The following is a 12054-nucleotide window of genomic DNA, read 5'->3' as shown; positions in this document are numbered from 1 at the left end:
CAGCGCTCGCAGATGTGCTAACCTTTTCGCGTCTGCCTCTGTCGACAGACTCCGAACTTCGCCTCTCGAATAGCAAAACAATAACGGTATGGCCGCCACGGCCGCCTTAGGGGAGTGACGCGATGACATCCATATTCCATCGATCCATCTTTGCGTTTGCGGCGGTTGCCCTGCTCGCGGGGACAAGCGTCGTGAATGCGCAGCAGCAGGACAAGAACCGGGCGCTGAAGAAATACGAATCCGGCACCAAGGAGTTTTGGACGCATCCGCCGGATGACTGGTTCTTGGGCGATGAGACCGAGGCGCAGAAGGGTCTTGCGCCGCCGTCCGGCCCGCCGACCGGCGCATCCGAAGCCGAGCTCGCCAACATCGTGAAGAAGATCAAGTTGCCGGCGGGCTTCAAGATCGAGGTCTGGGCGCCCGGCGTTCTCGCCGCGCGGCAGATGGCCTGGGGCGACAAGGGCACGCTGTTCGTCGGCTCGTTCGGCCTCGGCAACGTCTATGCGATCAAGGACAATGGCGGCAAGCGCGAGGTCAAGACCATCCTCAAGGGTCTGAACATGCCGACCGGCCTCGCCTTCAAGGACGGCGCACTCTACGTCATCGCCGTCGACAAGCTGATTCGCTACGACAACGCCGAAGCGAATCTCGACAATCTCGGCGAGGGCAAGGTCGTCTATGACGACATGCCGTCCTATGCCGCTCATGGCTGGAAGTACATCGCGACCGACAAGGATGGCTGGTTCTTCCTGCCGTTCGGACCGCCCTTCAACGTCGGCATTCCGCCGACCAGCGTCTCGCAGATCCGGCGTGTCGATCCCAAGACCGGCAACGCCGAAATCTGGGCGCTCGGCGTCCGCAACTCGGTCGGCGGCGACGTCGATCCGCGCAGCGGCAAATACTGGTTCACCGAGAACGCGCGTGACTGGGTCAGCGATGATCTCCCCAGCGACAAGCTGAACATGATCTCCAAGATCGGCGAGCACTTCGGCTATCCCTATTGCCACCAGGGCGATCTGCCGGACCCGAAATTCGCGATGGGTCACAAGTGCTCGGAGTTCGCGCCGCCCGTGCTGAACCTCGGCGCTCACGTCGCCCCGCTCGGCATGAAGTTCTATACCGGCGACCAGTTCCCCGCCGAGTACAAGAACAACATCCTGATCGCCGAGCACGGCTCCTGGAACAGGCACAAGTACCAGGGCGCGCGCATCGTGCGCGTGATCGTCGGGCCCGACGGCAAGAACCCCAAGCAGGAGGTGTTCGCCTCCGGCTGGCTCGAGGGCGACCAGGGCTATCTCGGCCGTCCCGACGACATCATCCTCGCGAAGGACGGCTCGATCCTCGTCGCCGACGACTGGGCCGGCGCGATCTATCGCATCAGCTACAGCAAGAAGTAGCGCGGTGTGAGAGTGGAGGCTGCGGTGGCCGGACTGGCGGCCGCAGCCTTTGTCTTGGAGTCCTGGCCTTTGAATTTTGCACAGTGTCGTTCCGGATTGCGCGCCGCTTGCGCGCAAGTCCGGAACCCATAACCACGAACAGGGGTTATGGATTCTCAGATGCGCAATTGCGCATCATAGCTCGCCCTTCGGGCGCCCCGGAATGACAGCCCGTTAAAGCGGAATCCTCCAATCATGCACCGGCAGTTTGCTCCTCACGCGATCATCGCACTTGCGCTCACCGCGCTTGCCACTATTCCCTTCGCGCACGCTGCCGACGTCAAGGAGAAGGCCGCGGTCTGCGCCGCCTGTCACGGCGCCAACGGCATCTCGCAGACCGAGAACATCCCCTCACTTGCCGGCCAGCCGGATCAGTTCTTGCAGTGGCAGCTCGTGTTCTTTCGCGCCGGCTCGCGCAAGAACGAGCAGATGCAGCCGATCGCGGAAGAGATCGCCAACGAGGACATCCGCAGTCTCGGCGCTTATTTCTCGCAGCTCACGCCGCCGAAGGGTCCGGAAGACAGGGATCCCGACCTGTCCAGGAAAGGCAAGGAAGCAGCTAGCGGCCGCCGCTGCGCCTCTTGCCACACCGACAGCTATGCCGGCACCAAGGCCGTCGCCCGCCTTGCCGGCCAGCGCGAGGAATATCTGGTGAAGGCCCTGCACGACTACAAGGCGGGCCTGCGCGTCGGCGGCGGCGTCGCCGCCATGGCCGACGTCGCCTATTCGCTCAGCGAGGAAGAGATCACCGCACTTGCGCATTACCTGGCGCATTTGCAGTAGCGCAAGGCTGTAAACGGTTACTCAACTCGTCGTCCCGGGCTCGCGCTTTGCGCGCCCCGGGACGACGGCGGAGTGCGAGGCTACCCCGCCCGCTGCTTCTCGTACGCCTTCAAATGCGTATAGGCGATGCGCAGTTTTGGCACCGGCACTTTCGCAGCATCGGCGCGCGCGATGAGGTCGCCGATGATGTGATCGGCCTCGACCGGCAGGTTCGCCTTGATGTCGCGAAACATCGATGCGGTCATCGGCGAGCCTTCGGTGGTGATCAAACCCTTGACCCGCTCGAAGAACGGTCCGCCGGGCGCATAGCCCGACGCGGTCGCAGTCGCGCTGGTCTCGTCCAACATCCCTAAGAGAAAATCCATGCCGCCGGCGACCGCCAGGATGTTGCCGACGGAGGTGCGCATCAGGCTGGTCGACGCCGCGAGCGAGGCGAGAAACACCCACTTGTCCCACATGTCCTGCATGATGTTCTGGCTCGCGCCAGCGCCGGCGATGCCGCTGGTGAAGACTTCGTCGATCGCCTTTACCCGCGCCGACAGTTTTCCGTCGCGCTCGCCGTAATTGATCGATTGCATCGGCTGGAGCTGCACCACCTCGCGCTTCTCGTTCAGCGTCGCGGCGATGGCGCAGAGCCCGCCGAGCACGCGCTCGGCGCCGAACTCCTGGTCCAGCACGTCGAGATGGCGCATGCCGTTGAGAACGGGAATGATCGTGGTGTTCGGCCCGACCGCCGGCGCGAACGATTTGATGGCGTCATCGAGGTCGAACGCCTTGCAGCTCAGCAGCACGACGTCGAATTTTTCGGTGAACTTGCCCGCCTGCACCGCCGGCGGATTCGTCAGCGTTGCATCGCCGTTCGGGCTCTTGATGACGAGGCCGGCGCTCGCGAGCTCTGTCGCCCGCCGCGGCCGCACCAGGAAGGTGACGTCGCGCCCGGCCTGCAACAGCCTGCCCCCAAAATAGCCGCCGATGGCGCCGGCGCCGACCACGAGAATGCGCATGGGGATGCTCCGTTGTTGTTCTTGGCGAATGGCGAGTACGGAGTAGCGAATAGCAGGGATGATTTCCACTCGCTATTCGCTACCCGCCATTCGCGCCTCTCACTTTCCCGACACCATCTCCTCGACGTCGCGCAGCTGCTCCTTGCCGAAGAACATCTCGTTGCCGACGAAGAACGTCGGTGAACCGAACGCGCCACGCGCGACGGCCTCCTCGGTGTTCTCGATCAGCTTTGCTTTCACATCGGGGTCCTGGGCACGTGTGAACAGCTTCTGCGCATCGAGGCCTGACGATGCGAGCGCCTTCATCGCAACTTCCGGATCGTCCATCTTCTTCGGCTCGCGCCACATGTGATGGAATGCGGCTTCGACATATTGTTCGAACACGCCTTCGAGCCGGGCCGCGATTGCCGCGCGCATCAGGTTCAGCGTGTTGATGGGGAAGAACGGGTTCCAGACATAGGGCTGCACGTGGAAGCGTTTGATGAAACGCTCGGTCTCGACAGCCTGGAATTCCCGCTTGTTCTTGATGCCGGCGAGCGTCTCGGCCGGCGACTTGTTGTTGGTCGCCTTGAAGATGCCGCCGAGCAGGATCGGCACATACTCGAATTTCACGCCGATCCGCTGCTCGATCGCAGGGATCGCTTCATGGCTGAGAAACGCATTGGGACTGCCGAAATCGAACAGGAATTGTGGGGCCGCGCGCGTCAAAATCGTCCTCCCCGAGCTCGCTTGCGCACATCTTGGCGCAGCAGCCGCGCCACGTCCACCCGTTTCATGATGGTCATAATACCTTGACCGGGGCGTGTTCCGCCTACGCGCGGTCGCTGCTTGCGAGTTTCAGGACGTGGTCGCGGATGTCGGCGGGCCAGTCGGCGATCTCGGCCGCAAAGCGCCGGCGGTCGCCTGCGAACAGCGCGCGCGAGGCTTCCTCGAAATGCGCGAGATTGCCCGCCATCGCCGACATGAAGTGGTAGGCCGCATCGCGCGCCTGCCGCTCGCGGTCGCGATCGCCGCTTGCGCGCCGCGCCTCATCGACGAGCTTGCGCAGCGCGACCGAGGCGCCGCCCGGCTGTGCGTTGAGCCATTCCCAGTGTCGCGGCAGCAGCGTCACCTCGCGCGCAACCACGCCGAGCTTGGGCCGGCCGCGGCCGCGCGGCGCAGTCGGCGGCTCGATGCCTTCCGCCGGCGCGATCGTCGCCAGGCGGGCCAGCACCTCCTGGTCGTCGCCGCGCAGGTCGAAATCGGCCGCCCGCCCGCTCGAGTCGCTGAAGATCACGATCGGCGAGCCCGCCCCTGCATCCGCGCGCTTGACCGCCAAGGCCACATCCGCGATTGGTCCCGAGGCCAGGCACCGCTGACCGACAAAGGCTGTGAAGGTTTCCTGCATTGAAATCACTGCGAAATTTGACACCGTGTCCTTTTAATATCCGGATGAAATAGAAGCGTCAATATGCCCGGGTAAAATTAACGACCATCCGGCTCGACATTCGCCCGCCGGGCTGGCACCAACGCGTCCGAGACCAGTGGGGGACCTCAAAATGCTGACCGTTCATCACCTCAACAATTCTCGCTCGCAGCGCGTGCTGTGGCTGCTCGAGGAGTTGGGCGTGCCCTACGAGATCGTGCGCTACCAGCGCCAGCCGGACATGCGCGCGCCGAAGGAGCTGCGTGCCATCCATCCGCTTGGCAAGTCGCCCGTGATCACCGACAACGGCAATACCATCGCCGAATCCGGCGCGATCGTCGAATACCTCGTCGGCACCTATGGCCAGGGACGCCTGATCCCGTCGCCCAACACGCCGGAGCGGCTGCGCTACACCTATTGGCTGCACTATGCTGAAGGCTCGGCGATGCAGCCGCTGCTGCTCAAGCTGCTGTTCACCCTGATGCCGAAGCGCGCGCCGGCGCTGCTCCGTCCTCTCGTGCGCAAGGTCTCGAACCAGGCGCTCACGGCGCTCGTCAATCCGCAGCTCAAGCAGCACATGGATTATTGGGAAGGCGAGCTTGGCAAGAGCGAGTGGTTCGCCGGCAACGAGTTCACGGCGGCCGATATCCAGATGAGCTTTCCACTGGAGGCGGCGCAGGCGCGCGGCGGGCTGGAGCAGGGCCATCCCAAGGCGATGGCGTTCCTCGAACGCATCCATGCGCGTCCGGCCTATCAACGTGCGCTGGAGAAGGGCGGGCCGTACCAGGTCGGGCGGTAGGCTCCTTCGCTTCATTCTCGCGTCGCGGCCAGCACTTCCCTGATCAGCCGTTGGACGTCACCCTGGCCGTCGCCGAGACGCACCACAACCAGGTTGCGCGACGGAATGATTGCGACGCGTTGATCGAACGCGCCTGCCGCAAAGAAGGCATCCCGGGGAATCTCCCCCGGCACGTCGGCCCTCGCGTTCCTTTGCTTGCCGCGATTCGTCCAGAAGCCCGCCCCATAGTTGGTCTCGAGCGTAGCGGCAGCGCAAAAATCCACCCAGCCTTCCTGCAGGATGCGTTTGCCGCCGATGACGCCGTTGTTGAGATAGAGCAAGCCGAATCGCGACCAGTCTCTCGCGCTTGCCAGCATGTTGGACGCGCCCTGCATCGTTCCGGATGGATCGAACTCGAGCGTCACATGGCGCATACCGAGCGGGTTGAACAATCTGCGCCAGGCAAAGCCCAACGCTTGCTCGGGACCGCCCAGCATATCGCGTATGATCCGCGCCAGCAGCTGTGTTGATCCGCTCGAGTAATGCCAACGCGCTCCCGGTGGTGCGATCAGCGCAGCCTTCGCTGCAAAGCCGGCCATGTCGTCCTGCACATACATCTGGCTGGATTGATCAAAGCCGACGAAGGTCTCATCCAGTGCAAGCCCCGTCGTCATGCGCAAGAGATGCTCGATCTCAATCCGGTGGCGCGGGTCGGACGGCGAATGCCATTCCGGGATCGGCGCCGGCATCGACGGGCTGATCAAGCCCTGGTTCGCCATGATGCCGATCAGCGCGTTGATCACCGACTTGGTCAAAGAGAAACCGAGCAATTGCGTATCAATGCCGACGCCCGGGGCGTAGCGTTCGGCGATCACGTGGCCATTGTGCACCACCACGACGGCCTTGGTTCTCCGCGTGGGCACGGCCCCAGGCTCTTCGAAGGCGTGAGTCAAGGCTGCCCTGAGCGCGTCGTCCCCGGGTTCGACGAGATCCGGCCCGGCGATTTCAGGGAGCAATGGCGGCTCCTGCGGCGCTTTCAGCGCCTGAATGTCGCTCTGCGGCACATAAGGCTGGCGCGATCCGTTCACGATCACACAGCCGAATCCTTCGTGAAAGGCGGCGAGCCCGTAAGATCGGCCGAAAGCAAAGATTTCGACGGTTCCTGCCGCGCGATCCAGTTGATATGTCATGATCGCCCGCCAGAACCGCAGGCTGGTATCACTCGTGATCTCTGCGAAGGATGTCTCGGGATCAAGTCCTGAGACAAAGCTCTTGGCGCAGACATTGTGAGCGACGACAGCGGCCACGATTCGAAGTGCGCGATCCGGACGAAAGACGGCCGTCAGCACAATAAGTGCCACCAGCAGCAAGGCTGCGATGGAAGCCAGAATCTTGCGGACCACGCATATCTCCTTGCCGAGACACGAGCCTAGTCGTTCCCGCGACATATGGGAATGAGATGCGAAGGGCCCTGTTAGCCTGCATGCAGCGCGCGGCGGCGGGTGTCCGGTAGCGCAACGGTCGCGAGGAAGACCCCGCAGAGGCCGCCGTCGGAGAATTGGCCGGAGGCGAAAACCGATGACCAGCGCCGTTGACCGCGGACCTCCTAAAGGGGAAAGCTTATTGTCCTTCCGCCGCGGCGCCGCGGGTGCGCGGATCAGGCGCACCGAAGGGTCCGTTCGGCGTCACCGCGATCGAGTTGGCCGATGTCTGACCCATCGGCTCGACGACGAGGTGACCCATCGCCTTCAGTTCGAACAGGACATCGTCGGAAAAGCCGCGCTCGACGCGCACTTCATCCGGCAGCCATTGGTGATGCAGCCGCGGTGCTGCAACGGCTGCGGCGACATCCATATGATAGTCGAGCACGTTGACGATCACCTGGAGCACAGTGGAGATGATGCGGCTGCCGCCGGGCGAGCCGGTCACCAGGACCGGCTTGCCGTCCCTCAGCACGATGGTCGGCGACATCGAGGACAGCGGCCGCTTGCCGGGGCCGGGCAGGTTGGCCTCGTAGCCGACGAGGCCATAGGCATTGGAGGCGCCAACCGCCGCGGTGAAATCGTCGAGCTCGTTGTTGAGCAGCACGCCGGTGCCGTCGGCGACGAGGCCGACGCCATAGCTGAAGTTGAGCGTATAGGTGTTGCTCACCGCATTGCCGCTGATATCGACGACCGAGAAATGCGTGGTGTTGCTGCCTTCGCGCGGCGGCGTCGCGCTCGCCACGATCTTGCTCGCTGGCGTGGCACTGTCGGCATTGATGCCGGTGCGGAGTTTTGCGGCATAATCCTTCGCGATCAGGGTCTCGATCGGCGCCTTGACGAACGCGGGATCGCCGAGGTAGCGCGCGCGATCGGCATAGGCGCGCTTCATGGCCTCGATCAGCAGATGCAGCGAGGCCGGCGAGCCCTGCTTCAGATCCGAGAGCTGAAAGCCCTCCAGGATGTTCAGCGTTTCCACCAGCACCACGCCGCCGGACGACGGCTGCGGCATCGAGACGATGTCGAAGCCGCGGTAGCTGCCGCGCACCGGCTCGCGGATCACGGGCCTGTATGACCGCAGATCCTCCGGAGTCATGATGCCGCCGGCATCGGTGACGGCCTTGGCCAGCTTTTCGGCGACCGGTCCCTCGTAGAATCCGCGCGGACCTTGGGCAGCGATAGCCGACAGCGTCTCAGCCAAATCGCCTTGCACCAGCCGGTCATTCTCTTGCAGCGGCGTCCCGTCCGGTCGCGAGAAGATTTTTGCCGACGCCGGCCAGCGCGCAAATCGTTTGTGCGCGGCCGGCAAGGTGTCGGCGATGTCGTCGCTGATGATAAAACCGTCGCGGGCGAGCGCGATCGCCGGCTCCAGCAATTGCGCCAGCGTGAACTGGCCGGAGCCATATTTCTCCAGCGCCAGCGACAGTCCTGCGACCGTGCCGGGCGCGCCGATGCCGAGTGCGGAGTCGCGCGACTTGGCGATATCGGGCTTGCCGTCGGCGCCGAGGAAGATGTCTGATGTCGTCGCAGCCGGCGCGGTCTCGCGATAGTCGATCGCGATGTCTTCCTTGCGGTCGGCGGAATGGATCACCATGAAGCCGCCGCCGCCGATATTGCCCGCGCGCGGATAGGTCACCGCCATGGCGAAACCGGTCGCGACCGCGGCATCCACCGCATTGCCGCCGCTGCGCAGGATGTCTGCGCCGATCCGTGCGGAGATTCTCTCCTGGGCCACCACCAGGCCGTGCTCGGCCGCGATGGCGTGAACGGTGTCGAGCGCGGGTGGCTCGTAGAGGCGGCGCGCATCCTGAGCGCGCGCTGGCAACAGGCCGATACCTAGAATCGTGAGGGCAACTACGACTTTTCGTCGTGTCAGGACAAGCGACATCATCAAATTTCCGCCGTGTCTTGTTTCTGTCGTGTCTTGGCGCCGCTCCACAGCCGTCACGGCAATGCTATACCGTTTGCGCCAAGAGCGGCAAAACTGTTCGTGATAAGGAATGCTGATGACGACGATCGCCTCTGATACCGATATGGCCGATGCGGAGCGGATCTATCCGCCGCGCGCTGCCGTCGTCAGCTGGATCTTCTTCGACTGGGCTGCACAGCCCTATTTTACCTTGATCACGACGTTCGTCTTTGCGCCCTATTTCGCCACAAGCGTCGCGCCGGACCCTGCGGCCGGACAGTCGCTGTGGGGATTCGCGATGGCGGCCGCTGGCCTGGTCATTGCCCTGCTGTCGCCGGTGTTAGGCGCCGTCGCGGACGCGGCGGGCCGGCGCAAGCCCTGGATCGCTGCATTCGGCGCTATGCTGGTGCTCGGCTCCTGTGCGCTGTGGATCGGCAGGCCCGGCGATCCCGCCATCATCGCGCCGCTGCTTGCGGCCGTGGCGCTCGCCAGCGTCGGCGCGGAGTTCGCCACCGTGTTCAACAATGCGATGATGCCGACGCTCGTGCCCCCGGAGCGGATCGGGCGGCTCTCCGGCAATGGCTGGGCCACCGGTTATGTCGGCGGCATCATCAGCCTGATCATCGTGCTCGGCTTCCTTGCCGCGAACCCGGAGACCGGGCGTACGCTGCTTGGTTTCAAACCGCTGTTCGGGCTCGATCCGGCAGTGCATGAGGGCGATCGTATCACGGGACCGCTGACGGGCCTCTGGTTCATCGTGTTCGTGACGCCGATGTTCCTGTTCACGCCGGACTATCCCGCCAAGCGGCCGGTGCGCGCGGCGCTGCGCGCTGGCCTTGCACAACTGCTGCAATCGCTGCGCGAACTGCCGCGGCAGAGATCGCTGGCGACGTTCCTGCTCGCCAACATGATCTACAGCGACGGCCTCGTCTCGCTGTTCGCCTTCGGCGGCATCTATGCGGCCGGCACGTTCGGCTGGCACACGATTCAGATCGGCACCTTCGGCATCATCTTGGCGATCGCCGGCACGTTCGGCGCGTGGCTCGGCGGCAAGCTCGACGATCTCCTGGGACCGAAGCGCGTGATCGCCGGCAGTATGCTGGTGCTGCTGCTGTCGCTGGCGGCAATCCTGCTGGTCGACAAGGATTCGATTCTGTTCATCAAGGTCGCTCCGCCCCAGCCGGGCGGCGCCTTGTTCGCGGGCGCAGCCGAGCGCGCCTATCTCGTGCTGGGATGCCTGATTGGCGCGGCTGGCGGCCCACTCCAGGCCGCTTCGCGGACGCTCCTCATCCGCCTCGCCCCGAGGGATCGCATCGCGCAGTATTTCGGCCTGTTCGCGCTGACCGGAAAGGTGACGTCCTTCATCGGCCCGCTCCTGATCGGCGCAATCACGGCCGGGACCGCAAGCCAGAAGGCCGGCATGGGCGTGCTGGTGGTGTTCTTCGCCGCGGGACTGGCGTTGCTGATGCGGGTGAGGGAGAACTAGCTCAAGTGTCGTCCCGGCGAAGGCCGAGACCCATAACCCCAAGGAGAGGTTGTGGCGCGACGCTGTCAATTCCGAGTCTTCGCCAAACTACTCCCTGTGGTTATGGTCGCGGATCTGCGCTCCGCTTGTCCGGGACGACAGGGAGTTAATGCCTGAAATGCCGCGTCCCCGTGAACACCATGGCGATGCCGTGCTCGTCGGCGGCCTTGATCACCTCGTCGTCACGCATCGAGCCGCCGGGCTGCACGACGGCTGTGGCGCCGGCCTCGATGCAGGCGAGCATGCCGTCGGCGAACGGGAAGAACGCATCTGACGCGACGACCGATCCCTTGGTGAGCGGCTCGGCAAGCTTCATTTCGTTCGCCGCGTCCTGGGCTTTCCGTGCTGCGATCCGGGCCGAATCGACGCGGCTCATCTGGCCCGCGCCGATACCGACGGTGGCGAGATCCTTGGCGTAGATGATGGTGTTGGACTTGACGTGCTTTGCGACGCGGAACGCGAATTTCAGGTCGCGCATCTCCGCATCCGTCGGCGCTCGTTTTGTCACGACCTTGAAGGCCATGTCGTCGACCACGGCGTTGTCGCGGCTCTGCACCAGCAAGCCGCCGGCAACGGTCTTGGCGGTGAGACCGGGCGTGCGCGGGTCGGGCAGGGCGCCGGCCAGCAGCAGGCGTAGATTCTTGCGCGCGCCGATGATCGCGATCGCTTCCTCGCTGGCATCGGGCGCGATGATCACCTCGGTGAAGATCTTCGTGATTTCGCGGGCGGTGTCGGCATCGAGCACGCGGTTCATCGCGATGATGCCGCCAAAGGCGGAGGTCGAGTCGCAGGCGAGCGCCCTGCGATAGGCGGTGACGAGATCGGGACCTTCCGCGACGCCGCAGGGGTTGGCGTGCTTGACGATGACGCAGGCCGCGGTGCGCTTGGCATCGAACTCGCCGATGCACTCATAGGCCGCATCGGTGTCGTTGATGTTGTTGTAGGAGAGCTCCTTGCCCTGCAATTGCCGCGCGGTCGAGACGCCCGGCCGCTTGTCGGGCGTCGCGTAGAAGGCGGCGGTCTGGTGCGGGTTCTCGCCATAACGCAGCGCCTGGATCAGCTTGCCGCCGAACGCGCGGTAGTCGGGCGCGTCGATCTCGAGCTGCCGGTTGAACCAGTTGGAGATCGCGGCATCGTAGGCGCCGGTGCGTGCATAGGCTTTTGCGGCGAGGCGCCGGCGCAGCTTCAACGTGGTCGCGCCATTGTTGGCGGCGAGCTCATCGAGCACGGCCTGGTAATCCTGCGCGTCGACGACAACGGCGACATCGTCATGATTCTTCGCGGCGGCGCGGATCATCGCCGGACCGCCGATGTCGATGTTCTCGATGCACTCTTCGAAATCAGCGCCTTTGTCGACGGTTGCCTCGAACGGATAGAGGTTGACGACGAGGAGATCGATCGGCGCGATCCCATGCGCCTTCATCGCCTCGGCATGTTCCTTGTTGTCGCGGATCGCGAGCAGGCCGCCATGCACCTTCGGATGCAGCGTCTTGACGCGGCCGTCCATCATTTCAGGAAAGCCGGTCAGCTCGGAGACGTCCTTGACCTCGAGGCCCGCGCTCGCGATCGCCTTGGCGGTGCCGCCGGTCGAGACCAGCTCAACGCCATGGGCGGCAAGCGCCTTGGCGAACTCGATCAGACCGGTCTTGTCGGAAACGGAAAGCAGGGCGCGGGTGACGCGGCGGGGATGGTCAGTCATCGCATCAGTCATGGGCAAGATCCTCTGTGTGGGG

At 64.3% G+C, this 12054-nt stretch carries 10 protein-coding genes; 4 read left to right on the top strand and 6 right to left on the bottom strand.

Annotated features, from left to right (window positions below):
* Positions 1-122: 122 nt before the first annotated feature.
* Both SO139_RS28225 and SO139_RS28220 read left to right on the top strand, forming a co-directional pair.
* On the top strand, positions 123-1397 hold the full coding sequence (locus tag SO139_RS28225) for a PQQ-dependent sugar dehydrogenase (RefSeq protein WP_498541021.1): 1275 nt from the start codon (positions 123-125) through the stop codon (positions 1395-1397).
* A 234-nt stretch (positions 1398-1631) separates the two neighbouring features.
* Positions 1632-2219 (top strand): c-type cytochrome, encoded by a 588-nt coding sequence (locus tag SO139_RS28220; protein WP_498541020.1) that lies wholly within the window; start codon positions 1632-1634, stop codon positions 2217-2219.
* Between the two features lie 80 nt (positions 2220-2299).
* Here SO139_RS28220 and panE read toward each other — a convergent pair whose 3' ends face one another.
* The 3 genes from panE to SO139_RS28205 form a co-directional block, all read right to left on the bottom strand.
* Positions 2300-3223 (bottom strand): 2-dehydropantoate 2-reductase, encoded by a 924-nt coding sequence (panE, locus tag SO139_RS28215; protein WP_498541019.1) that lies wholly within the window; start codon positions 3221-3223, stop codon positions 2300-2302.
* A 99-nt stretch (positions 3224-3322) separates the two neighbouring features.
* Positions 3323-3931 (bottom strand): 2-hydroxychromene-2-carboxylate isomerase, encoded by a 609-nt coding sequence (locus SO139_RS28210; RefSeq protein WP_498541018.1) that lies wholly within the window; start codon positions 3929-3931, stop codon positions 3323-3325.
* 103 nt (positions 3932-4034) lie between these two features.
* Positions 4035-4610: a DUF2239 family protein gene (locus SO139_RS28205; RefSeq protein ID WP_449380280.1), complete on the bottom strand. Its 576-nt coding sequence runs from the start codon at positions 4608-4610 to the stop codon at positions 4035-4037.
* 151 nt (positions 4611-4761) lie between these two features.
* Between SO139_RS28205 and SO139_RS28200 the strand changes: the two genes are divergently transcribed.
* Positions 4762-5427 (top strand): glutathione S-transferase family protein, encoded by a 666-nt coding sequence (locus tag SO139_RS28200; RefSeq protein ID WP_449380279.1) that lies wholly within the window; start codon positions 4762-4764, stop codon positions 5425-5427.
* Positions 5428-5438: 11 nt separating this feature from the next.
* Here SO139_RS28200 and SO139_RS28195 read toward each other — a convergent pair whose 3' ends face one another.
* Both SO139_RS28195 and ggt read right to left on the bottom strand, forming a co-directional pair.
* Positions 5439-7073: a serine hydrolase domain-containing protein gene (locus SO139_RS28195; RefSeq protein ID WP_498541017.1), complete on the bottom strand. Its 1635-nt coding sequence runs from the start codon at positions 7071-7073 to the stop codon at positions 5439-5441.
* The gene (gene ggt / locus SO139_RS28190; RefSeq protein ID WP_498541016.1) at positions 7027-8778 is read right to left on the bottom strand and encodes a gamma-glutamyltransferase; all 1752 of its coding nucleotides are present in this window, start codon (positions 8776-8778) and stop codon (positions 7027-7029) included. Before ggt ends, SO139_RS28195 begins: the two co-directional genes overlap by 47 nt.
* 115 nt (positions 8779-8893) lie before the next feature.
* On the opposite strand from ggt, the gene SO139_RS28185 reads away from it, so the two are divergent.
* Positions 8894-10282, top strand: a complete 1389-nt coding sequence (locus SO139_RS28185) for an MFS transporter (RefSeq protein WP_449380276.1) — start codon at positions 8894-8896, stop codon at positions 10280-10282.
* A gap of 145 nt (positions 10283-10427) precedes the next feature.
* Here SO139_RS28185 and purH read toward each other — a convergent pair whose 3' ends face one another.
* Positions 10428-12020 carry a bifunctional phosphoribosylaminoimidazolecarboxamide formyltransferase/IMP cyclohydrolase gene (purH, locus tag SO139_RS28180; RefSeq protein ID WP_449380341.1) on the bottom strand — a complete coding sequence of 531 codons (1593 nt, stop codon included), beginning with the start codon at positions 12018-12020 and terminating at the stop codon, positions 10428-10430.
* Positions 12021-12054: the final 34 nt, after the last annotated feature.

The sequence above is a fragment of the Bradyrhizobium sp. UFLA05-89 genome, assembly GCF_059803475.1.
The sequence above is the reverse complement of the archived record's forward strand: the minus strand, read 5'-3'. Positions and strand labels throughout refer to the sequence as shown.